The sequence below is a fragment of the Comamonas sp. GW821-FHT11H03 genome, assembly GCF_058807955.1.
In genome coordinates this window covers 45,214-68,908 of record NZ_JBXARF010000008.1, presented here as the reverse complement: position 1 = coordinate 68,908, position 23,695 = coordinate 45,214, and the positions used below count along the sequence as shown (strand labels likewise).

Sequence of the window (23,695 nt, the reverse complement as noted above, 5' to 3'; positions counted from 1 at the left end):
CAGCTATTGCAGCACAAGCGCGTGACTTTGCCCATCACAACAAGCCATGTCTTGTAAAAGTTTGCGATTGTCTGTCGATTGGCGGGCGGAAAAGGTCTTGTGAGCGCGATCGGGAAAATGGCGAGCGGATAATGGGCGGCTTTGCTTCAACCCTGCATCCAAAGGACGATTCGCGTGGATACTTTATTGCTGGTCAAGGCCGCCATCATGGGCATTGTGGAAGGGCTGACCGAGTTCTTGCCGATTTCCTCCACCGGCCACCTGATCCTGGCCGGTTCGCTGATGGGTTTTGTCGGCGGCAAGGCCAAGGTGTTTGAGATTGCGATCCAGACCGGGGCCATCTTTGCCGTGATGCTGGTGTACTGGCAGAAGATCCGGGACACGCTGGTGCAGCTGCCCAGCAGCCGCCAGGCGCAGAAGTTCGCGCTCAACGTCCTCATCGGCTTCTTGCCTGCCGTGGTGCTGGCGCTGCTGTTCGGCAAATATGTGCAGGAGCATCTGTTCACGCCGGTCATCGTGGCGACCACCTTCATCCTCGGCGGCTTCGTGATTCTCTGGGCCGAGAAGCGGCCCGCCGCCGCCACCCGCGTGCAGTCCGTGGACGATATGACGGCTCTCGATGCGCTCAAGGTCGGCCTGGTGCAGTGCTTTGCCCTGGTGCCCGGCACCAGCCGCAGCGGCTCCACCATCATCGGCGGCATGCTCATGGGCCTGTCGCGCAAGGCGGCCACCGACTTCTCGTTCTTCCTGGCCATGCCCACGCTGATCGGCGCGGGCGTCTACAGCCTCTACAAGGAGCGTGCGCTGCTGTCCATGGCGGATGTGCCGCTGTTTGCCGTGGGCCTGATCTTCTCGTTCATCAGCGCCTGGCTGTGCGTGCGCTGGCTGCTGCGCTTTATCTCCACCAACAGCTTTGTGCCGTTTGCCTGGTACCGCATCGTTTTCGGCGTCATCGTGCTGGTGACGGCCTATACCGGCATCGTGGACTGGCACCATTGAGTGCCTTGGCGCTGCCCACAAAAAAAGCCGCTTGCGTGATTGCAAGCGGCTTTTTTAATAGCTAACAGCGCTTGTTCTGATTGAATTTCAGGTTTTTTTGATTCTGAAATCGTTATCTGTAAAGCGCAATAAGCTATTTATTTGTGAGTGCTTACCGCAGATTTCTGCAGAATGGTCTGCTCCATATTGAGCAGCGACGCCTCGATGGCGGCGGCTGTGGCCTCGGGCCGCTCCATGGGAAACAGATGGCCGCCGTCCAGCATCGTGATGCGCCCGCGGGTGATGCGCTGTGTCATCTCCATGCCCACCTGACGCATCTCCACCGACGAGCGACCGCCGATGAAGGCCACCGGGCAGCGCACGGGGTGACGCCTGAGCTGGTTGTTGAGATTGCTGGGCAGGGTGTTGTAGATGGCGGTCTCCACCTCGCGCGTGAACAGCAGGCTGCGCTTGCCCTGGTCGTCCTCCAGGCCGTGCTGCACATAGTCCTGCAGCACCTGCGGGTGCCACTGGGCAAACGCCTTCTTGCCGCGGAAATACTCCAGCGCCTCTTCGTTGCTGGCCCAGGTGGTGCGCCGGCGCTGGCTGATCTTGCCGGGGGAGACCGAGGCCACGATCTGCGTCTGCTTGGCCAGGCCCACGGCGTTCGCCTTCCAGCCGCCCAGCAGGGGCGAGTCGATGAGCAGCACGCCGCGCGCCAGATCGGGGCGTTTGGAGGCGGCCTGAAAACTCAGAATGCCGCCCAGCGAGTGGCCCACCAGATAGACCGGTCGGCCGTGCCGCTCGACCTGCTGCTCGATGTATTCGATCAGCTCGTCCACCAGATGCGGCCAGTGGTTGGTGACCGGGCGCCGGGGATCATGGCCGAAGCGCTGCACGCCGCCGGCGTCGATGCCGCGCTGGCGCAGCAGCGAAAACAGCAGGCGATAGGTGCCTATGGGAAAGCTGTTGGCATGCGCGAAGACCACGGGCAGGGTGTTCGTCGTGCTGGTGGTGGCTGTGGGTTGGGACATGGCGCGGAACGGGCTGGACAGGAAAAACGCCCCGAAGGGGCGTTGGATGTGTCGATCAGTTTAGCGCCTGGACAGGCCTGCCTGTCTTTGCATGCGCGCCTGCTCTTCTGCCGTCTGCAGGCGCTGGTATTCATCGGCCATGCTCAGGCCGGCCTGAGCCGGCACCACGGGCTGGCGCAGCGCGGCGGGCGGAATATTGCCTGCACCCAGGCCGTGGGCCGAGCGCTCTGCAACGGGTGCCCCCACTTTGATCAGCGGATGGGCGCGCGGGCTGTGAATGCGGATCGGCGTATCGGTCTGGCCGCCGTCCCAGGCCGGATCGTCGATGCTGTCGAAGACATGGCGCAGGCGCTCGCCCCAGCTGTCGTGCAGCATGCGCAGATAGGGGTTGTCGGCGTCCAGGCAGACAATGCGGTCGGTGGCGAAGCGGTTGTTCTCGTAGACGATCAGATCCAGCGGCAGGCCCACCGAGAGGTTGGACTTGAGCGTGCTGTCCATGGACACCAGCGCGCACTTGGCGGCTTCGTCCAGCGGGGTCTCGGAGGTGATGACGCGGTCCAGCACGGGCTTGCCGTACTTGGATTCGCCGATCTGGAAGTAGGGCGTCTCGCCCGTGGCCTCGATGAAGTTGCCCGCCGAATAGACCTGGAACAGGCGCATGCGCTCGCCCTGGATCTGGCCGCCAAAAATCATGGAGACATTGAAGTCCACCCCGGCGCGCTGCAGCGCCGTGGCCTCGCGCTCATGCACATGGCGCACGGCAGCGCCCAGCACGCGCGCGGCATCGAACATGCTGCGCACATTCCAGATGGTCAGCATCTCGTCCGTGGTCGTGTCGTGCAGCTGAAAGCTCTCCAGCAGCTCGCGCACCGACTGGGTGATGGACAGATTGCCGGCCGACTGCAGCACCATGAAGCGCTCGCCCGGTTGCTCATACAGCATGACCTTGCGGAAGGTGCTGATCTGGTCGAGTCCGGCATTGGTGCGGGAGTCGGACAGAAACACCAGGCCGGCGTTGAGCTTGAGGGCGACGCAGTATGTCATGGGTGATAGAGACAATAATGAAAAACGTATGAACACCAGATGCAGCAAGCGTCGAGTGCTTCTGAATGTATAGCTGTAAACGCAGGCTGCAACGCGATTTTAGAAGGGTTTTAATAGTGCCGTTGGCGGCCCTGTAACTGTTGCCAATGCCCTGCCCAGGCACGGCTGCGGGGCCTGGCTGAGGAAGTCCCTGAGCTGCACGCCCAGGATGCGTGAGAAGATGCCGCCCCTTGATGGAACACTTGCTTACAGCTGGCTAGAAGAGGGACTCCCATGCACGCATTCCGCAACCTGTCGATACGCACCAAGCTCATGTCCAGCATGCTGGCCTGCCTGCTGCTGTTCGTGGCGATTTCCACGGCGCTGGGTTTTGTGCTGACGGGTGCCAGCCTGCGCGAGCGTGTGGTGGGGCAGGAGCTTCCGGCCGTGGTGGGGGAGATCCGCAACGACATACTGCGCCAGATCGGCACGCCGCTGGCCATGGCCAGATCAGTGGCCGGCAACAGCTTTGTGCTGGACTGGGAAGCCGCAGGCGAGCCCGAGGACGGCAATGCGGCTTGGGCCAGATACGCCCAGGCCGTCAAGCAGCAGGCCGGGGCCTCATCGGTGTTCTGGGTGTCGGGCACCACGGGCCAGTATTTCGGCGAGCAGGGGCCGGTGCGCAAGCTCGCGCTCAAGGGCCAGGGTGACCAATGGTTCTACGACCTGCTGGCCGGCGACAAGTCGCAGGTGCTGGAGATCGACAAGGACGTCCGCTCCAACGCCTATATGCTGTTCATCAATGTCCGCTTCGATGCGGGCCAGGGCAGGCGCGGCATTGCGGGCCTGGGCCTGTCGGTGGATGAGCTGGCCCAGGCCGTGCGCGCCTACCAGGTGGGCGAGTCGGGCTCGGTGTCCCTGGTGCGCGGCAACGGCAGCATTCTCGTGCACCGCGACCCGGCGCTGGTGGACGGCAAGCACTGGCTCAAGGACCGGCCCGGCTTCAGCGCCGATCTCAGCGCGGCGCTGCTGAACCGCGAGCGCTTTGCCCATGCCATGTTCGAGGCGCCCTCGGGGCGCCAACTGATCGCTTCCTCCTATGTGCCCGAGCTGGACCTGTATGTGATTGCAGAGCTGCCCGAGGCCCAGGTGCTGGGCGGCGTGCGGCGCACCATTGCGCTGACCTCGGCCGTGGCCGGCCTGGTGGGCGGCGGCATCGGCCTGCTGGTGATCTGGCTGGTGAGCAGGGCGATTGCGGCGCCCGTGGGTCGCGCGGCGCGCATGCTGGAGGAGATTGCCGACGGTCATGGCGACCTGAGCCGTCGCATGCCGGTGGAGAGCAATGACGAGGTGGGTGCGCTGGCCTCGGCCTTCAACCGCTTTGTCTCGTCGCTGGAGCGCATGGTGGGGGCGGTACGCCAGGCCGCTGATTCGATTTCCGTGGCCAGCTCCGAGGTGGCCCAGGGCAACCAGGACCTGAGCCAGCGCACCGAGCAGGCGGCCAGTGCCTTGCAGCAAACGGCGGCATCGCTGTCGGTGCTCACGGACAGCGTGCAGTCCAATACCGAGGCCACGCGCAGCGCGGGCGAGCTGGCGCAGTCGGCGCGCGGCGTGGCCGAGCGTGGCGGTGCGGCCTTCCAGCAGGTGGTGATGACCATGGAGGGCATCAACCACGCGTCGCGCAAGATTGCCGACATCATCGCAGTGATCGACTCCATCGCCTTCCAGACCAATATCCTGGCGCTGAACGCAGCCGTGGAGGCCGCGCGTGCCGGCGAGCAGGGCCGGGGCTTTTCCGTGGTGGCGGCCGAGGTGCGCAGCCTGGCTCAGCGCTCGGCCGAAGCTGCCAAGGAAGTGCGCCTGCTCATCACGGACTCCGTGACCCAGGTGGGCAGCGGATCGCAGCAGGTGGAGCATGCGGGCGCCACCATGCAGGAGCTGCTGGACGCCGTGGCCAGGGTGACGCGGATCATCGAGGAGATCAGCAATGCTTCGCAGACCCAGGGACGCGGCATCGCCGAGATCAATCAGTCCGTGGCCGGGCTGGACGATGCCACGCAGCAGAACTCCGCCCTGGTCGAGCAGTCGGCCGCTGCGGCGGTCAGCCTGCGCGAGCAGGCCGCACGTCTGATGGGCGAGGTGTCTGCCTTCAAGCTGGGTGACAGGCCCCAGAGTCGCCCGCCCGTGCAGGAGCGCCAGAGGCAACTGCTGGAGGCCTGAGCGCAAGCCGGGCCTGAACGCAAGCCGGGCCTGAAGAGATCAGGCCCGGGCGTGAGTGCGCAAGGCTTAGAGCGCAGACACGCTCTCAGGTGGCGCTGGTACTCAGTTTCTTGAGCTGGTAGAGCACTTCCAGCGCTTCGCGCGGGCTCAGCGCATCGGGGTTGACGTCGGCCATGGCCTGCTCCAGCGGGCTGAGGGCGGCGCTTGCCTCCACAAGCTCCGGTGCATCGAACAGATTGACCTGCAGCTCGTTCTCGCCGGCCTGGGATTCGAGGGCTTCCAGCGCATGGCGCGCATGGTTGAGAACGCCTGCGGGCATGCCGGCCAGCTTGGCGACCTGGATGCCGTAGCTGCGGCTGGCGGGGCCGGCCTGGATCTCGTGCAGAAACACGATGTCGCTGCCCGACTCTGCGGCGCTGACATGCACGTTGACGGCGGCCTTGGCCTTGGCAGGCAGCTCGGTCAGCTCGAAGTAGTGCGTGGCAAACAGCGTGAACGCCTTGGTCTTGTCATGCAGCTGGCTGGCAATGCCGCTGGCCAGGGCCAGTCCGTCGAAGGTGCTGGTGCCGCGACCGATCTCGTCCATCAGCACCAGGGAGTGGGGCGTGGCCGAATGCAGAATCTGCGCGGCCTCGGTCATCTCCATCATGAAGGTGGACTGGGCATTGGCCAGGTCGTCGGCGGCGCCGATGCGCGTGTGGATGGCATCGATGGGCCCCAGGCGGCAAGCGCTGGCGGGCACATAGCTGCCCATGCTGGCCAGCAGCACGATCAAGGCCACCTGGCGCATATAGGTCGATTTACCGCCCATGTTCGGGCCGGTAATGATCTGCATGCGCGTGTTGAGATTCATGCGCGTGTGGTTGGCGATGAAGCTGCCGCTGGAGGTCTCGGCCATGCGTGCTTCCACCACGGGGTGGCGGCCGGCCTCGATCTCTATGCAGGGCTGGCTGACGAACTGCGGCTCGGCCCAGTTCAGTGTCAGAGAGCGCTCGGCCAGCGTGCACAGAACGTCCAGTGCGGCAATGGCCTGGGCCACGCGCGTGAGCTGGGGCACATGGGGCTGAAGCTGGTCGAGCATCTGCTCGAACAGGAACTTCTCGCGCTGCAGCGCTCGCTCCTGGGCCGACAAGGCCTTGTCCTCGAAGGCCTTGAGTTCGGGCGTGATGTAGCGCTCGGCGTTCTTGAGGGTCTGGCGGCGGCGAAAACGCTCGGGCACCGCGTCCTTGTAGCTGTTGGTGACCTCGATATAGAAGCCATGCACCTTGTTGAACTGCACGCGCAGGTTGGGAATGCCGGTGAGCAGCTTTTCCTTGGCCTCCAGCTCCAGCAGAAACTCGTCGCAGTTGTTCTGAATGGCGCGCAGCTCATCGAGTTCGGCATCAAAGCCCGTGGCGATCACGCCGCCGTCACGCACCAGGGCTGCGGGCTCTTCATGAATAGCACGCGCCAGCAGCTCGGCGCAGCCTTCGGGTGGCATCAGGTCGCTGAAGATCTGCGTCAGATAGGCGGATGGAGTCTGTCCGGACTGCGCCAGCAGCTTCGCTTTTTCCAGCGTTTTGGACAGGCCCACCAGCTCGCGCGGGCGCACCTGGCGCAGGGCGATGCGGGCGGTGATGCGCTCCACATCGCTCACGCCCTTGAGCTCGGCACGCAGGGCCTGCCAGGGAGCCATGCCAGCACCTGTGCCGCGCAGCACGCCAATCGCTTCCAGGCGTTGCATGGCTGCCTTGCGATTGCGCTCGGGCTCCAGCAGCCAGGTCTTGAGCAAGCGGCTGCCCATGCCGGTCATGCAGCTGTCGAGCAAAGAGAACAGCGTGGGCGAATCTTCGCCGCGCAGCGTCTTGACCAGCTCCAGATTGCGGCGCGTGGCCAGCGGCAGCGCAATCAGTTCGTCGTCGCGCTGCACCTGGATGGCGTGGATATGGGTCAGGTTGCGGCCCTGGGTATGCTCGGCATAGGACAGCAGGGCGGCGCTGGCTCCATGGGCCAGCGGCAGGTCTTCGGCCTCCCAGGCCTTGAGGCTGGCCGCGCCCAGCAGCTCCAGCAGCTTGCGCTCGCCCAGACCCGAGTCAAACTGCCAGTCGGGGCGGGGTGACAGAGGGCAGCTGATGGCGCTGCTGTGCTTGACGGCAAACAAAGCCTGCTCGAAACGCTCGGTCACGCCTGCGCTGTAGATCACCTCGCTGGGCGCAATGCGCGACAGCCAGGCACCGAGTTCATCGGCCGCGCATTCGGCCATATGGATACGGCCCTGGGTCACGGCCATCCAGGCCAGGCCCACGCGTTGGCGACCGGCGGTGTGCACGGCCACCAGAATGGCTTCGCTCTTGTCGGACAGCAGTTCGCTGTCCGTCAGCGTGCCGGGCGTGACCACACGCACGACCTTGCGCTCCACCGGACCCTTGCCCACGCCGATCTCTCCGACCTGCTCGCAGATCGCCACCGACTCGCCCATCTTGATCAGGCGGCCCAGATAGTTTTCCAGGGCGTGGAAAGGCACGCCCGCCATGGGAATGGGCTGGCCGGCTGTCTGACCGCGCGAGGTCAGCGTGATGTCCAGCAGGCGCGTGACTTTTTCGGCATCGCCAAAGAACAGCTCGTAAAAGTCACCCATGCGGTAGAACACCAGCGTGTCGGGGTAGTCGGCTTTGAGCTTGAAGTACTGCTGCATCATCGGCGTATGCGCCGAGAGGTCAGTCATGTCTGGGGAGTAGGGCAGCGACGGGGATTCTGTGCTTTTCTGGGTCATCGCTTCAGCGGTATGCAATACAGGGGGCGCCGCGCCGGTGCTGGGCGGGCGCCGAATGCTGCATTATCCGTGATGCCCAATAGCAGGGGGCATGGCTGCTTTTTTGGGCTATTTGGCAGAGGCGGTCTGCACGCCCTGCCCGGATTGAGAGCCGGAGCCTTGATCGTCGTCATGAATGGGGCGGTAGCCCGGGCCGAAGGACACATCTCCCAACCTCCAGCCCGCGCGGCAACTGAAGGCTCCCCAGAAGCGCTTCAAGGTGAACCACTGCATGGCGATCAGGCCGCGCTCGTTGTCGGCATCGACCTCGGGGTCACTCACGCCCGTGGGGCGCAGCTCCTCGTCGTGATAGAGGGCGGTGCCGAACAACTGATCCCACCAGGGCAGAACCTGGCCGAAGTTGCAATTGTGGCGCTCGGGGCGCTCGGCATCGCGCAGCATATGGTGGTTGCGGTGAAAGCGTGGGCCGACCAGCAGGCGCTCGCCCATTTTGCCCAGCCAGCCCAGACGCAGCGCTACGTTGGCATGGGAGAAGTTCTGCACCAGCTCGCTGAGCAGACCCAGCATGGCGAACTCCGACGGCTCCACCCCCATGGCCAGACCTACGCTGGCCAGCACAAAGCTTTGCAGCATGCCGTCCAGATAGTTGCTGCGGTCGTTGCTCCAGCAGCTCATCTGGCGCTGGCTGTGGTGCATGCTGTGCATGGCCCACCACCAGGGAATGACGTGCTGGGCGCGGTGCATCCAGTAATACGTGAGGTCGTAGACCACGTAGTACACGGCAAACAATACATAGGGGTGGTCTTCAAACCAGGGCAGCCAGGCCTTGAGGCCGCTGGCTTCCGAGGTGGACGGGCCGCCGCCCAGCATATGGGCGACTGGCATGAGGATCAAAAAGCTGAACAGCGGAAACAGGCCCAGCAGCATCAGCAGGGTGTAGTTGCGATCCACCGACGTGTGGCGGCGGTCGGCCCAGCGTTCGGCGGGGATCAGGCTCTCCAGTGGCCGCATCACGCCACCAATGAGGAACAGTTGCAGCAGCGCGATCAGGATGCCGGCGGCAATCTCGCGCGGATCGCCCGCTGCCTCGGCAATATGGAGTGCGTTGACCACGGGAGTCACCGCATGCACGGATACCCAGTCAATGGCCAGCGTCCAGTGCTGGCTGAAGAAGTCCATCATATTGTTGTGCCCATTTATCGTCGGGCAGATTCTGGACCGGGAGTTTGTGGATTCTGTGGAGAGACCTACGCCTTCAACACTTGTCTACTGCTGGTGGACGCGCCCCCAAGGAGTGTGGACTGCCTGGACTCGGCCTGACGGCATAAAAAAGGGCCCGGTCCACCGGACCAGGCCCTTTGCGCAGTCGTGGGGCGACCGCCTTTTTATTCTGCGCTCTTCTGACCTTCTTCGGCCACCGCCTCGGCACCTTCTTCGGCGGGAACTTCGAATTCGTCAGACTTCACTGCCTGGCGCACGGCAGCCTTTTCACCGGCAGTGGCGAACTTGCTGAACTTGCCGATCACGGGGATCAGTGCGCCATAGATGCGGGGCGCTGCGGCCAGAATTTCCTTTTGCTCCAGGAAGTCGGCTTCGCCCGTGAAGTTGCCGACCAGACCACCGGCTTCGCTGACCAGCAGCGAACCGGCAGCCACGTCCCAGATGGACAGGCCGGACTCAAAGAAACCATCGGCAAAGCCGGCAGCCACATAGGCCAGATCCAGCGCGGCAGAGCCGGGGCGACGCACGCCGGCCGTGCGCTGCATGACTTCGCCCAGCATCAGCATGTATTGCTTGAAGTTGTCGCCACGGCGGAAGGGGAAGCCGGTGGAGATCAGGCAGTCACGCAGCTGGGTGCGCTTGGAGACGCGGATGCGGCGCTCGTTCAGGTAGGCACCGCGGCCCTTGGTAGCCGTGAACAGGTCGTTGCGGCTGGGGTCATAGACCACGGCGTGCTCGATCTTGCCCTTGTAGGCTAGGGCGATGCTGACGCAGTACACGGGGAAGCCGTGGATGAAGTTGGTGGTGCCGTCCAGGGGGTCGATGATCCAGACATGGTCGGAGTTCTTGGCGCCATGTTCGTTGCCCGACTCTTCGGCCAGGATAGAGTGCTGGGGGTAGGCGTTGAGCAGCGTCTCAATGATGACGCGCTCGGCGGCCTGGTCTACCTCGGTCACAAAGTCGTTTACCTGCTTTTGCGCAACGCGCACCGATTCCACATCCAGTGCGGCACGGTTGATGAGGGCGCCAGCGGCGCGAGCAGCCTTGATGGCCACGTTGAGCATGGGGTGCAGGGAGTTCGACATAAATTGTGAGTGCGTTGGCGATGCAGCCCGGAGCAAAACTGGGCTGAACTACGCGGGTAAGAACGTAAAAGCCGCGACCGGCGATGCGGGGCGGCGACAATGGGCGCAATTCTACCCAGGCTGCGCTTTTTTTGCTTGTTCGTCCCGGCGACCCAAGGGTCTTCTTGGCAGCTCTTGCGAATGCGAGAGAGAGCAGGTGGCGTAGTCTGCCGTCTTATCAAGGCTGCAAGTGGGGCCTTTTGCATTGTTCTGTGTTGATGAAAACCCGATTCGTACTGATTGAAACCAGCCATGCCGGCAATGTGGGCGCGGCCGCCCGAGCGCTCAAGACCATGGGCTTCGACGACCTGGTGCTGGTGCGCCCGCGCTACAGCAACGTGCTGCGCAAGGAAGAGACCATTCAGCGTGCCAGCGGAGCATTGGATGTGCTGGACAAGGCTCGCGTGGTCGACACCCTGGAGCAAGCCCTGGACGGCATCAGCCATATGTGCGCGACGGCGATGACGCCACGCGACTTCGGCCCGCCCACACGCACTCCGCGCGAGCATTTCGAGTTGCTCCTGAAAGGAGAGCTTGATGCACGCTCTGTACCCTCGGAGGACACCGGTCTGACCGATAACCAGCCCACGCCCGATGCTGTCTGCAACCAGAAGGGCGTGGCCTTTCTGTTCGGTTGCGAACGCTTTGGCATGAGCAACGACGATGTCTACCGCTGCGATGTGGCGCTGTCGATTCCGTCCAATCCGCAGTTCGGCTCGCTCAATCTTGGTTCGGCCATTCAGGTCGTTGCCTATGACTGGCGCGTGGCGCTGGGCGGTTTTCCCTTGGTGGAGCACACGCCCGAGGCGCATCGCGCCGACATGGCCCAGGTGCAGGGCATGCTGGGCCACTGGGAGCAGGCACTGGCCCATATCGGCTTTCTGGACCCGGCAGCGCCCAAGAAGCTCATGCCCAGGCTTAACCAGCTTTTCAACCGTGCGCAGCTGACCCAGGAAGAAATCCATATTCTTCGCGGTGTTGCCAAAGCCATGCTGCAGAGCCAGCCACCAACCCGCTAGACTTCACAAGCTAAACACTTCCTCACGTTGTTATTTGATGCTTGATCGCCTGCGCTCCGACATCCAGTGCATTCTTGACCGCGACCCTGCGGCCCGCAGCACCTGGGAGGTCATCACCTGTTATCCGGGGCTGCACGCCATCTGGCTGCAGCGCCCTGCGCACTGGTGCTGGACGCATGGCTTCAAATGGCTGGGCCGCTTCATCTCGCACATGGGGCGCTGGTTCACCGGCATTGAAATCCACCCCGGCGCCGTCATCGGTCGCGAGGTCTTCATCGATCACGGCATGGGTGTCGTGATCGGCGAAACCGCCGTGGTGGGCGATGGCTGCACCATCTATCACGGTGTGACCCTGGGCGGAACCTCGCTGTACAAGGGCGCCAAGCGCCATCCGACCCTGGGCAAGAACGTGGTGGTCAGTGCAGGCGCCAAGGTGCTGGGCGGCTTCGAGGTGGGCGATGGCGCCAAGATCGGCAGCAATGCCGTGGTCATCAAGCCCGTGCCTGCAGGTGCCACGGCCGTCGGCATTCCGGCGCGCATCATTCCCAGCAAGACCGGGCAGAGCGCCGATGTGACCGAGCATGAGCTGGCTCCCAAGGTCGAGGCCAAGGCGCAAGCGGCTGTCGTGGTCGATGAGGATTGCGGCAAGAGCGGCTTCACCGCCTATGGCGTGACGGCCGAAGTCGACCCCGTGGCCCAGGCCATGCGTTCGCTGTCCGAAGGCGCTGCCGGTCACGAAAAGCAGATCGCGCAGCTGTGGGCCGCCATCGAGAAGCTCTCGATTCAGGGCCATGTCAAGGACTGCATGCCCTGCGAGTCCGAGCGCCCAGAGGCCTTCCAGAAGGACAAGATCGATCAGATTCTAGGGAAATAGGCCTCAAGCGCTTTCCTGTAAAGCGATTGATGCTTCTGTCTTGATCGTGAAAGCCAGCGCCTGTTGCTGGCTTTTTTCATGGTGCTTGCCCGTAGTCGATTTGAGGGGCGAAAGCCCTGCCCGTCCGGCCGAGACTGCCTACCAACTCTAACCCGAGGCAAGCAATGATGAATGTGGAACAGGCCATGCAGCAGCGCCATTCGGTGCGTGCTTTTTTGCCAAGGACGGTGGATGCGGTGCTGGTCAGGGATTTGCTGGCGCAGGCCGGACAGGCGGCTTCCGGCGGCAACCTCCAGCCCTGGCGCGTGATAGCGCTGACGGGGGACAGCCTTCAAGCCTTGCGCCAGGCCATGCCTGCGGCGACACCCGACTCCGATGCGGCCCTGGTCTATCCGGCGCAGCTCTGGGAGCCCTATCGCAGCCGCCGCTTTGACAATGGCGAGGATCTCTATCGCTCCCTGGGCATAGGGCGTGAGGATCGGAGTGGGCGGCAGCAGCAGCTAGCCCGCAATACCCATATGTTTGGCGCGCCGGTGGGCGTATTCATCGCCGTCGACAGCCGCATGCTGCATGCGCAGTGGGTGGATCTGGGAATCTATCTGCAATCGCTGATGCTGCTGGCGACCGAAAAGGGGCTGGCCACCTGCGCTCAGGGCTTCTGGCGCAGTTACAGCGATTTTGTGAGCCGGCATCTGGCGCTGCCGCAGGGCTACCAGATCGCCTTTGGCATGGCACTGGGCTATGAGGACAGCGCGGCACCCGTCAACCAGTGGCGCTCCAGCCGGGCCGAGCTGGGGGACTGGTGCGAGATGCGCGGGTTCGAATGAGCCATGCCTTGATTCCGGTGTGGGCAGTCGCTTGACGCTTCTTCTTGCATGGCAAGAAGGCGGGGCCGACGACGAAGCGCAAGGCATGAGGCCGGGCGCCATGCAGGCAGCCCGGCTACTTCTTCAACGGCGGCTGCCTATTTCCACAGAGCGCATTTGCTCTCTTCCTTGGTGGTGAAGACCTGGTCGCCGGGCAGGGTCTTGAGCACCTTGAAGTAATCCCAGGCCTTCTTCGATTCGGCCGGCGCCTTGACCTGCAGCAGATACATGTCGTGGGCATAGCGGCCATCGGGGCGAACCACGCCCTTGGCATAGAAGTCCGACAGCGGCGTGGCCTTGAAGCCGGCCATGATCTTGTCGGCATCCGTCGTGCCCAGCTTCTCGGCCAGCTTCAGATACTGCATGGCGGCCGAGTAGTTGGCGGCCTGCAGCGAGGTAGGCATCTTCTTGAACTTGGCAAAGAAACGATCCGAGAACTTGCGGCTTTCGGGATTCAGGTCCCAATGCCAGCTGTCGGTGAACATCAGGCCTTCCGTGGCCTTGAGGCCCAGGCTGTGGATGTCGGAGCTGAACAGCAGCAGGCCGGCCAGCTTCATGGTCTTGGTCAGGCCGAACTCGCGAGCCGACTTGATGGCATTGATGGTGTCGCCACCGGCGTTGGCCAGACCCAGGATCTGGGCCTTGGAGTTCTGGGCCTGCAGCAAAAAGGAGGAGAAGTCAGCCGTGTTCAGTGGGTGCTTGACATTGCCCAGCACCTTGCCGCCGGAGGCATTGATGACGCGGGTGGTGTCGGCCTCCAGGGCCTGACCAAAGGCATAGTCGGCCGTCAGAAAGAACCAGTTCTTGCCGCCCAGCTCCACCACGGCCTTGCCCGTGCCCTTGGCCAGTGCCACGGTGTCGTAGGCATAGTGCACAAAATAGGGACTGCACTGCTCGTTGGTCAGTGCCGAGGTGCCCGCGCCGTTGATGATGTAGACCTTTTTCTTCTCGTCGGCCACCTTGCCCATGGCCAGGCCGGCGCTGGAAGTGGTGCCGCCGATCAGCATGCTCATGCCCTGGGTGTCGAACCACTCGCGCGCCTTGCTGGCCGCGATATCGGCCTTGTTCTGGTGGTCGGCCGTCAGCACCTCGATGGGCTTGCCCAGCAGCTTGCCGCCGAAGTCGTCCACGGCCATCTGCACGGCCAGAGCGCCCCCCTTGCCGTCCACATCGGAGTACAGGCCCGACATATCGGTGATGAAGCCGATGCGAATCTTGTCCTGCGCCTGAGCGCCTGCAGCGGCCAGCAGGCAGCCCAATGCCAGCGTCAATGTTCTGGGGGAGAAAGCGGTAGCGGGGCAAACAGAGCGAGGCTTCATCAGAGTCATCTCCTGAGATGGTGGGTACCCGGTCACGGCGACGGGCAGCCAGCATGGTCGCAGCTGGCGCAAGCCGCGCCATCAGGGCAAGCACCGGGGCGGCTCGCGCAAGGTATCCGGCGCGACTCGGGAAAATGCCGCAAGCTTCTACACTGCAGTGCAGCAAATTTGGAAAGAACAACTGATGGATATTCGTCAAGCGTTGCAGCAGCGCCGCTCGGTACGCGCTTTTCTGCCCCAGACCGTGGCCGCAGCCACCGTGCGGGACTTGCTGGAGACCGCTGCGCGGGCCGCGTCCGGCGGCAATATACAGCCCTGGCGTGTGAGCGCCGTGGGTGGCCAGGCGCTCAAGGATTTGTGTGCCAAGGCCGGACAGAGCGAGGCCGTGTCGCGCCCCGGCCTGTCCTATCCGCCCGGACTGTGGGAGCCCTATCGCAGCCGCCGTTTTGAAAACGGCGAGGATCTGTATCGCTCACTCAATATCGGCCGCGAGGACAAGGCCGCACGACTGGCCCAGCTGGCCAAGAACGGCCAGATGTTCGGTGCGCCCGTGGGCATTTTTGTGGCGGTGGAAGAGCGCATGGGTTATGCGCAATGGGTGGATCTGGGCATCTATCTGCAGTCTTTCATGCTGCTGGCCGTGGAAAAAGGTCTGGCCACCTGTGCCCAGGGCTTTTGGCGCATGTACAACGACATGCTGATCGAGCAGCTGGCGTTGCCGCAGGGCTACCAGATTGCCTTTGGCATTGCCCTGGGCTACGAAGATGCCAGCGCGCCCATCAACCAGTGGCGCGCAAGCCGTGCCGACAGCCATGAATGGCTGGTGCTGCAGGGGCTGGATTGAAGGGCGGATTAGGCGCTTGAGGGTCAGGATAGTTAAACAGCTTCAATGGTGCGCAAATGGTGGCAAAACCAGCCTATACTGCGTGCAGCTCCGGGGTGTGCGAAAGCGCTGAGATGCCAGTCACTGTGAAAACAGTGCAGGCGAACCCGACGAACTTGATCCGGTTCATACCGGCGGAAGAAGAGCGGGACCCTGACGCAGGGCCGGTGGATTGACAGGACAACGGGCACCAGTGCCAACCCTGAAAGCCACAGGCACAGCAAACCCCAGGCGCCTCGCGCACTGGGGTTTTGTCTTTTCTGGGCAGCCCGGTGCGTGCAGGTCAAGGCTGAAGTTGCAGAACTCAGCGGCATAGGCCGGACACCCATTCGGGACCGGGCCAGTGCGGGGCAAGATCAGAGCAGGGCCGCACTCCACGGAGCGTTTGATGCATTTCAACCGCTTTGAGGAGACTGCGATGAACGCCCCTGATTCCATTTTTACGCCTGCTGCAGGTCATGCCCCCGACGCCGCCCGTTTTGCCGAGCTGCTGGCCCAGTCGCGCCAGCCGTTTCCCGCATCGACCAAGAGCTATCTGAGCGGCGCGCTGCACCCTCAGCTGCGGGTGCCGGTGCGCGATATTGCGCTCACCAATGGCGAGCAGGTCAGCGTCTACGACACCTCCGGTCCCTACACCGACCCCGCCGTGCAGATCGACGTGCGCCAGGGCCTGCCCAGTCTGCGCGCAGGCTGGATCGAAGAGCGCGGCGACAGCGAGTTCTATGTGGGTCGCCTGCGTGTGGCGCTGGACGACGGTGGCAAGCGCGGCGAGGAGGATGCGCGCGTGGCCCAGCTGCGCGCCGAGGCGGCCGCGCTGCAACGCCAGCCGCGCCGTGCCAAATCAGGCCAGAACGTGACCCAGATGCACTATGCCAAGCGCGGCATCATCACGCCCGAGATGGAGTATGTGGCGCTGCGCGAAAACGGTCGCCGTGAATGGATGGCGCAGTACCAGCAGGACGCGGCGCGCGAGCTGCGCCTGGCCGGCAACGGCCTGGGCGCAGCGATCCCGAAGATCATCACGCCCGAATTCGTGCGCGATGAGGTGGCGCGCGGCCGTGCCATCATTCCGGCCAATATCAACCACCCTGAAATCGAGCCCATGGCCATCGGCCGCAATTTCAAGGTCAAGATCAACGCCAATATCGGCAACTCGGCCGTGACCTCCAGCATCGAGGAAGAGGTGGAAAAGCTGGTCTGGGCCATTCGCTGGGGCGCGGACAATGTCATGGATCTTTCCACCGGCAAGAACATCCACACCACGCGCGACTGGATCGTGCGCAACTCGCCTGTGCCCATCGGCACCGTTCCCATCTATCAGGCGCTGGAGAAGGTCGGCGGCATTGCCGAGGACCTGACCTGGGAGATCTTCCGCGACACGCTGGTCGAGCAGGCCGAGCAGGGCGTGGACTACTTCACCATCCACGCCGGCGTGCGCCTGGCCTATATCCACCTCACGGCGCAGCGCCGCACCGGCATCGTCTCGCGCGGCGGCTCCATCATGGCCAAGTGGTGCATGGCTCACCACCGCGAGAGCTTCCTCTACGAGCATTTCGAGGACATCTGCGACATCATGAAGCAGTATGACGTGAGCTTCTCGCTGGGCGACGGCCTGCGTCCCGGCTGCGCATCGGATGCCAATGACGAAGCCCAGTTTGCCGAACTGGCCACGCTGGGCGAGCTGACGCAGATCGCCTGGAAGCACGATGTGCAGACCATGATCGAAGGCCCTGGCCATGTGCCCATGCACATGATCCAGGCCAACATGACCGAGCAGCTCAAGCACTGCCACGAGGCTCCGTTCTATACCCTGGGCCCGCTGACCATCGACATCGCCCCCGGCTACGACCATATCGCTTCGGCCATCGGCGCGGCCATGATCGGCTGGTTCGGCACCGCCATGCTGTGCTATGTCACGCCCAAGGAGCATCTGGGCCTGCCCGACCGCGACGACGTCAAGCAGGGCATCATCGCCTACAAGATTGCGGCCCATGCCGCCGACGTCGCCAAGGGTCACCCGGGCGCGCGCTCGCGCGACGATGCGCTTTCCCAGGCGCGTTTCGACTTCCGCTGGCAGGACCAGTTCAACCTGGGCCTGGACCCCGACACGGCCCAGGCCTACCACGACGAAACCCTGCCCAAGGACAGCGCCAAGGTGGCTCATTTCTGCTCCATGTGCGGACCCAAGTTCTGCTCCATGAAGATCACCCAGGAAGTGCGCGACTTTGCCAAGCAGCAAGGCGTGAGCGCCGAAAACAGCATTGCCGTGGGCATGCAGGCCAAGGCGGCGGAGTTCAATCAGGCGGGCGGCGATTTTTACATTCCCATCGTCAATGCATCGACCGACACCACGGCACGTTGATCACGGATAAAACAGGGCTGTAGCGCTTGACCATCAAGCGCTGACAGCTATTAATATGAAAGCGCGGGCAAAGCCTGCGCTTTCATATTTTGGAAACAGTGAAGTTGAATGTCGGAGGGCTGCTGTCGACCCAAGCAGAAGTTCGGGAATAAGTCCCCCAATGGCTGCTTCCTGACGCAGAGCCGCCATACAGCACCGGGGTGAATCGGGGCTACAGGGCGGCTCTGGCTGGGCAGTCAGACCTTATATGGCCACCATCTGAATGTGCTCCGGCTCTATGGTCAGCAGCGGTTTCTTTTGTGCCGGAGGGGCTTGTGGGCCTGGCTGCTGCATCAGGTGCGGGCTGTAGAGGCGCCAGAGATCGCCCACGCCCAGGGCGGTGCGCTGTGCCTGTGCCTGCGCCTGCACTTGCAGCTGCCCATCCACATAGCGAATGTCGTAGTTGCGTGCATCAAAGCCCGCGCCTGCGCGCAGATGGCTGGCCACGATGGCGTAGCTGCCGGCAGCAGCGCTGGCCGTGGCCCCTGCGCTGTCCAACTGCACGCTCTGAATCTGCTCTGCACCCACCAAGCCTTGGGTCGTGAACTCATGGCCCTGAAACACCAGGCTCTGACCTGCCGTTTTCTGTGCATTGCCGGCAGTAATCGTCAGTGCCCTGGGCGTGATCTGCAGCTGGTCGCCCGTGAAGCTGATGCTGTAGTTGCTGTGGGCCAGGCTGCCCTGGTGGATGGCATAGCTGCCCACGTTTTCACCCGCAGCACGGCCCAGGCTTCCGCCCAGGCGGTCGCCGTGGATCAAGCCACTGCTGGTGTACTTCAGGTCATCGGCATCGCCATAGACCTTGCTGGCCGCATCGGCGGTGACGCTCAGGGCCTTGGGTGTGATCTGCAGCTGGTTGCCCGTGAAGCTGATGCTGTAGTTGCTGTGGGCCAGGCTCCCCTGGTTGATGGCATAGCTGCCCACGTTTTCACCCGCAGCACGGCCCAGGCTGCCACCCAGGCGGTCGCCGTGGATCAGGCCGCTGCTGGTGTACTTCAGGTCATCGACATCGCCATAGACCTTGCTGGCCGCATCGGCGGTGACGCTCAGGGCCTTGGGCGTGATCTGCAGCTGCTCGCCCGTGAAGCTGATGCTGTAGTTGCTGTGGGCCAGGCTGCCCTGGTTAATGGCATAGCTGCCCACGTTTTCACCCGCAGCACGGCCCAGGCTGCCGCCCAGGCGGTCGCCGTGGATCAGGCCGCTGCTGGTGTACTTCAGGTCATCGGCATCACCATAGACCTTGCTGGCCGCATCGGCGGTGACGGTCAGTGGGGCTTTGGTGATTTCTAAGCTGCCTTGGTAGCTGATGTCGTAGCCTTGTTGGTTTGAATACAGCCCACTTACCAAGAGTCCGCCATCTTTGGTGCTGTAGTTGCCGGCGTTCTTATTGTTGCTTTGGTAGCTGAGGTCGCTGCCTGCACCGCCTAGAACAACACCTGGTGCAATGCTGTAATCCGAGCCGCCGATTACGCCGCTGCCTGTGGTGCCATCGTAGGTCTTGCTCGCTAATGCTCCCACGTCCACCGTGACCTGCTTTAAAAACGTGCGCAGCAACGGCGTGCTGTGACCTTCGTAAATGCGCCAGGCTGCGCCCGTGCCGCCCTGGTCATCAATATCGCTGCCCCAGGCCGCAAAGCTGCTGGCTTTTTGGAACGCGGCATCCGTGAGCCCCTGGGATTCGGCATCTAAACCGCTGTCATTTCCCACCCCTGGGTGCCCGGGATTGCGGTCCGTGCTCCAGTAGCTTTGGCTGATGTTGCCGTTGATGTTCACCCCCACCAGCGCGCCTGCGGAGTTGTTGTAGCTCCCCCCCGATGCCGTGGCGCTGCCCGTGGCATAGCTTTGGCGGATGCTGCCGCTGTTCCACCCCACCAGCGCACCCGCGGAGTTGTCGCCCCCCCCGTCTGTCGTGGCGCTGCCCGTGGCATAGCTTTGGCTGATGCTGCTGCTGAAGTCGTTTACCCCTACCAGCGCGCCCGCGAAGTTGGTGCTGTCGCCTTCCCCCTCTGCCGTGGCGCTGCCCGTGGCATAGCTTTGCTCGATAGCGCCTTTGTTCCACCCCACCAACGCGCCCACGGAGTTGGTGCTCCCCCCCGACGCCTTGATGCTGGCATTGTCCAGACCCACATGGGCAATGCGTGCAGCGCTGCCGGTATACCCAAACAGGCCCGCGTAGCCGGCGCTGTAGCCAGAGCTGCCGGGGTACTGCGGCTGAGTCACATTGACCGTCAGATCGCGGATGCTGTGGCCCAGGCCATCGAAGCTGCCGGTAAAGCGCGTGGCGTCGGTGTTGTCGCTGTTGCTGCCAATGGGCACAAAGCCGTTGTAGATGCCGGCATTCAGGTTCCAGCCGGCGGTGGCGCTGGCATCGATATGGTTGACCAGTGCATAGCGGCCTGCCAGATCGTTTTGCATGGCCTGCAATTGCTGCACATCCTGAATGGCGGTGTACAGCTGCGGGCGGCTGGCATGGCTGACGCTGCTGGGCACATCGGTCTTGATAAACACCTGATTGCCTGCCATCCCCAGCAGATAAGGCGTGCTTTGGTTGCCTGCATTGCCCCAGACCGTGCCCCATGCAAAACCCGCAAAGTGGCTGGCATCGAACATTTGCTCCGTGGTCAGCCCCGTCGCACCAGCGGGGCTGCCGCCGCCCACCGCACTGGTGGCAAGGTCTTTATTCCAGTAGCTTTGGCTGATGCTGTCGTAGCCGTTCATCCCCACCAGCGCGCCCGAGTAGTCGCCGATGCCCCCCAATGCCGTGGCGCTGCCCGTGGCATAGCTTTGGCTGATGTTGCCGCCGTCGTTTACCCCCACCAGCGCGCCCGCGTAGTTGTTGATTCCCCCCTCTGCCGTGGCGCTGCCCGTGGCATAGCTTTGGAGGATAGCGCCTTGGTTCCACCCCACCAGCGCGCCCGCGTAGTTGTCGACTCCCCACTCTGCCGTGGCACTGCCCGTGGCATAGCTTTGGAGGATAGCGCCGTTGTTCCACCCCACCAACGCGCCCGCGTAGCCCGCGTAGCTCCAGCTCCCCGATGCCTTGATGCGGGCATTCTCCAGGCCCACATGGGCAATGCGTGCAGCGCTGCCGGTAGTGCCAAACAGGCCCGCATAGCTGGTGCTGTCGTAGCCAAAGTTGGGGTACCGCGCATTGACCGTCAGATCGCGGATGCTGTGGCCCAGGCCATCGAAGCTGCCGGTAAAGCGTGTGGCGTCGGTGTTGTCGCTGTTGCTGCCAATGGGCACAAAGCCGTTGTAGATGCCGGCATCCCAGTTCCAGCCGGCGGTGGCGCTGGTATCGATATGGTTGACCAGTGCATAGCGGCCTGCCAGATCGTTTTGCATGGCCTGCAATTGCTGCACATCCTGAATGGCGGTGTACAGCGGCGGGCGGCTGGCATGGCTGACGCTGCTGGGCACATCGGTCTTGATAAATACCTGATTGCCTGCCATCCCCAGCAGATAGGGCGTGCTTTGGTTGCCTGCATTGCCCCAGACCGTGCCCCATGCAAAACCCGCAAAGTGGCTGGCGTCGAACATTTGCTCCGTGGTCAACCCCGTCGCACCAGCGGCGCTGCCGTCGCCCACCGCACTGGTGGCCAGGTCTTTGTTCCAGTAGCTTTGGCTGATGCTGCCGTTGTTCATCCCCACCAGCGCGCCCGCGGAGTTGTCGCTTCCGCCTGATGCCGTGGCGCTGCCCGTGGCATAGCTTTGGCTGATGTTGCCGTAGACGTTCGTCCCCACCAGCGCGCCTGCGGAGTTGTCGTAGCTCCCTCCCGATGCGGTGGCGCTGCCCGTGGCATAGCTTTGGCTGATGTTGCCGTCGAGGTTCTCCCCCACCAGCGCGCCCGCGGAGTTTTTGCTGTAGCCTCCCGCCCCCACTGCCGTGGCGCTGCCCGTGGCATAGCTTTGGCTGATGCTGCCGTCAATGTTCGCCCCCACCAGCGCGCCCGCGAAGTTGGTGCTGTTGCTTTGCCCCTCTGCCGTGGCGCTGCCCGTGGCATAGCTTTGGCTGATGCTGCCGTCAATGTTCGCCCCCACCAGCGCGCCCGCGTAGTTCCCCCAGTCCCCCCCCTCTGCCGTGGCGCTGCCCGTGGCATAGCTTTGGAGGATGGCGCCGCTGTTCCACCCCACCAGCGCGCCCGCGTAGTTGGTGTTCCCCCCCGACGCCTTGATGCTGGCATTGTCCAGGCCCACATGGGCAATGCGCGCAGCACTGCCGGTAGCACCAAACAGGCCCGCGTTGCTGGAGCCAGCGAAGCCCTGTGCCTGGGTCACATTGACCGTCAGATTGCGGATGCTGTGGCCCAGGCCATCGAAGCTGCCGGTAAAGCGCGTGGCGTCGGTGTTGTCGCGGTTGCTGCCAATGGGCACAAAGCCGTTGTTGACACTGACATCCCAGTTCCAGTTCCAGCCGGCTGTGGCGCTGGCGTCGATGTCGGCACCCAGGGCGTATTTGCCGCTCAGATTGATGCGCATGGCCTGCAGGGCGTCCACATCGTTGATCACGGTATAGCCATGGCCGTTGATGCTGAGCAGGCCCGCACCGGCTTGCGCAAAGTTCACCCGGCCATTGATGCTCAGCTGGCTGTCTGCTGCCGGAGCAGTCGCGGCGTTGCCCAGGGTGTTGCCATGGTTCAGCGCCAGGCTGCCCGTGCCGCCCACATCCATGGTGGCGTTGATGTTGATGTCGTGGTGAGCATTGAGCGTGAGCTGGTTGGCGTCGTAGCGCACATCGGCATTCACATGGATGCTGCCCTTGTCGCTGCCGGCGGCCACGGTTTGCAGTGTGACATCGGTGCTGGCCAGGTTGGCAACCAGGGTGTCTGCGCCAATACCGCTGTCTGTCTGGGTAGCTGCGCCGGCGCTGATGGTGAAGTCCGTGGGGTCAATCAGCCACTGCCCGGTTTTGCCACTGGCGGCCTGTGTGGTCACGCGGGTGCCGGCCTGGATCTGCACCCGGGCTGCGCTGGTGTCCACAAAGCCACCATTGCCGCCATCGGGGGCGCTGGCGTCCAGCAGGCCTGCCACTTGGGTGCTGCCGTGCTGCATATCGGCCAGCAACACAATGCGGCCTTCCTGGTGGGCCAGGGTGCGGGCCTGCACGGTGCCGCTGTTGGAGACCACGCCGGCCGACAGCGCATCGGCGGCGCGGCTGGTCATCAGCACCTGGCCGCCATCGGCCACGATGAGTTGCTTGTTCTCGATCAGCGTCTTCACGGTGGCCGGGTCTGGCGCCACCTGCAGCCTGCCGCCCACGCCGGTGCTGAGCGTGATGCGATCGCCCGCGGCCAGCACCACGCTGCCCAGCTGGGCGCGGATGATGCCCTCGTTTTTCACGGTGGGGGCCAGCAGGGCCACCAGGCCGCCCTGGCCGCCATCGCCATGGGCGGTGATCTCCCCTTGATTGAGGACGCTACCTGTGCTGCCGTTGCGTTGGAACACGGCCTTGCCGGCCATGAAGTCGGCGTCGCTGCTGTGCATGGTGCTGGCCACCAGGCCGCCCACATCCACCCGGCTGCCGGCACCAAAGACCACGCCGTTGGGGTTGAGCACCCAGAGCTGGCCATTGGCGCTGAGCTGGCCGTGAATCTGGCTGGCATCGCCTGCCACCACGCGGTTCAGGGCCACGGAGCTGGTGCCGGGCTGGTTAAAGCGCACGGCAGCCTGGCTGCCAATGTCAAAGCCCTGCCAGTTAATGACGGCACGGTCGCTGCCCTGGTTGATGGTCATCTGCTTGCCGTTTTGGCCGATGCCGGCCTGGCCAGCCGCGACCTGGCCGCCGGTAGGCAATGCATTGGCCGGTGGCGCCTGGGCCCAGGCATTGCCCCCTGCCGCCACCAGGCCCAGCAGCACGCTGACCGAGGCCACGGCCTTGCCCTGGCTCTTGGCGGTTTCGGGGGCGGGCATATAGCGCGTGCCGTCGGCGCTGCGTACAAGGCGGTAGTAGTGGTTCATGCGATGCACCTGCAAAAAAATGG

The 23,695-nt window shown here is 63.7% G+C and carries 14 protein-coding genes and 1 riboswitch; of the genes, 7 read left to right on the top strand and 7 right to left on the bottom strand.

What is annotated here, in order from left to right; genetic code table 11:
* The first annotated feature begins 174 nt into the window (after window positions 1-174).
* Complete coding sequence (locus tag AC1RTQ_RS17620) at window positions 175-999, top strand: undecaprenyl-diphosphate phosphatase (protein ID WP_302089688.1); 825 nt, start codon at window positions 175-177, stop codon at window positions 997-999.
* 137 nt (window positions 1,000-1,136) lie between these two features.
* Here the strand turns inward: AC1RTQ_RS17620 and AC1RTQ_RS17615 are convergent, their stop codons facing one another.
* Window positions 1,137-2,012: an alpha/beta fold hydrolase gene (locus tag AC1RTQ_RS17615; RefSeq protein WP_492877616.1), complete on the bottom strand. Its 876-nt coding sequence runs from the start codon at window positions 2,010-2,012 to the stop codon at window positions 1,137-1,139.
* Between the two features lie 60 nt (window positions 2,013-2,072).
* Window positions 2,073-3,056, bottom strand: a complete 984-nt coding sequence (locus AC1RTQ_RS17610; RefSeq protein WP_302089690.1) for a proteasome-type protease — start codon at window positions 3,054-3,056, stop codon at window positions 2,073-2,075.
* Window positions 3,057-3,329: 273 nt separating this feature from the next.
* On the opposite strand from AC1RTQ_RS17610, the gene AC1RTQ_RS17605 reads away from it, so the two are divergent.
* Window positions 3,330-5,255: a methyl-accepting chemotaxis protein gene (locus tag AC1RTQ_RS17605; RefSeq protein WP_492877613.1), complete on the top strand. Its 1,926-nt coding sequence runs from the start codon at window positions 3,330-3,332 to the stop codon at window positions 5,253-5,255.
* Window positions 5,256-5,340: 85 nt separating this feature from the next.
* Here AC1RTQ_RS17605 and mutS read toward each other — a convergent pair whose 3' ends face one another.
* The 3 genes from mutS to AC1RTQ_RS17590 form a co-directional block, all read right to left on the bottom strand.
* Window positions 5,341-7,959 (bottom strand): DNA mismatch repair protein MutS, encoded by a 2,619-nt coding sequence (gene mutS, locus AC1RTQ_RS17600; RefSeq protein WP_492877611.1) that lies wholly within the window; start codon window positions 7,957-7,959, stop codon window positions 5,341-5,343.
* 156 nt (window positions 7,960-8,115) lie between these two features.
* A complete protein-coding gene (locus AC1RTQ_RS17595) occupies window positions 8,116-9,189 on the bottom strand; it encodes a sterol desaturase family protein (protein ID WP_492877609.1) in 1,074 nt (357 codons plus the stop codon).
* Between the two features lie 203 nt (window positions 9,190-9,392).
* Complete coding sequence (locus AC1RTQ_RS17590; protein ID WP_302089693.1) at window positions 9,393-10,313, bottom strand: inositol monophosphatase family protein; 921 nt, start codon at window positions 10,311-10,313, stop codon at window positions 9,393-9,395.
* A gap of 257 nt (window positions 10,314-10,570) precedes the next feature.
* Here AC1RTQ_RS17590 and AC1RTQ_RS17585 point away from each other — a divergent pair, with 257 nt between their 5' ends.
* The 3 genes from AC1RTQ_RS17585 (at window position 10,571) to AC1RTQ_RS17575 (ending at window position 13,072) form a co-directional block, all read left to right on the top strand.
* On the top strand, window positions 10,571-11,371 hold the full coding sequence (locus AC1RTQ_RS17585) for an RNA methyltransferase (RefSeq protein WP_492877607.1): 801 nt from the start codon (window positions 10,571-10,573) through the stop codon (window positions 11,369-11,371).
* 37 nt (window positions 11,372-11,408) lie between these two features.
* Window positions 11,409-12,245 (top strand): serine O-acetyltransferase, encoded by an 837-nt coding sequence (gene cysE, locus AC1RTQ_RS17580; RefSeq protein WP_302089695.1) that lies wholly within the window; start codon window positions 11,409-11,411, stop codon window positions 12,243-12,245.
* A gap of 167 nt (window positions 12,246-12,412) precedes the next feature.
* Complete coding sequence (locus AC1RTQ_RS17575) at window positions 12,413-13,072, top strand: nitroreductase (protein ID WP_492877917.1); 660 nt, start codon at window positions 12,413-12,415, stop codon at window positions 13,070-13,072.
* Window positions 13,073-13,209: 137 nt separating this feature from the next.
* On the opposite strand, the gene AC1RTQ_RS17570 is transcribed toward AC1RTQ_RS17575, so the two are convergent.
* The gene (locus tag AC1RTQ_RS17570) at window positions 13,210-14,430 is read right to left on the bottom strand and encodes an ABC transporter substrate-binding protein (RefSeq protein WP_492877605.1); all 1,221 of its coding nucleotides are present in this window, start codon (window positions 14,428-14,430) and stop codon (window positions 13,210-13,212) included.
* A 184-nt stretch (window positions 14,431-14,614) separates the two neighbouring features.
* Here AC1RTQ_RS17570 and AC1RTQ_RS17565 point away from each other — a divergent pair, with 184 nt between their 5' ends.
* Together AC1RTQ_RS17565 and thiC are read left to right on the top strand one after the other, a co-directional pair.
* On the top strand, window positions 14,615-15,274 hold the full coding sequence (locus tag AC1RTQ_RS17565; protein WP_492877603.1) for a nitroreductase: 660 nt from the start codon (window positions 14,615-14,617) through the stop codon (window positions 15,272-15,274).
* 81 nt (window positions 15,275-15,355) lie between these two features.
* A riboswitch (TPP riboswitch) is annotated at window positions 15,356-15,473 on the top strand.
* A gap of 258 nt (window positions 15,474-15,731) precedes the next feature.
* Window positions 15,732-17,675 (top strand): phosphomethylpyrimidine synthase ThiC, encoded by a 1,944-nt coding sequence (gene thiC, locus AC1RTQ_RS17560; protein ID WP_302089698.1) that lies wholly within the window; start codon window positions 15,732-15,734, stop codon window positions 17,673-17,675.
* A 243-nt stretch (window positions 17,676-17,918) separates the two neighbouring features.
* Here the strand turns inward: thiC and AC1RTQ_RS17555 are convergent, their stop codons facing one another.
* Window positions 17,919-23,672, bottom strand: coding sequence for an MBG domain-containing protein (locus tag AC1RTQ_RS17555; protein ID WP_492877601.1), 5,754 nt, complete (start codon window positions 23,670-23,672; stop codon window positions 17,919-17,921).
* Window positions 23,673-23,695: the final 23 nt, after the last annotated feature.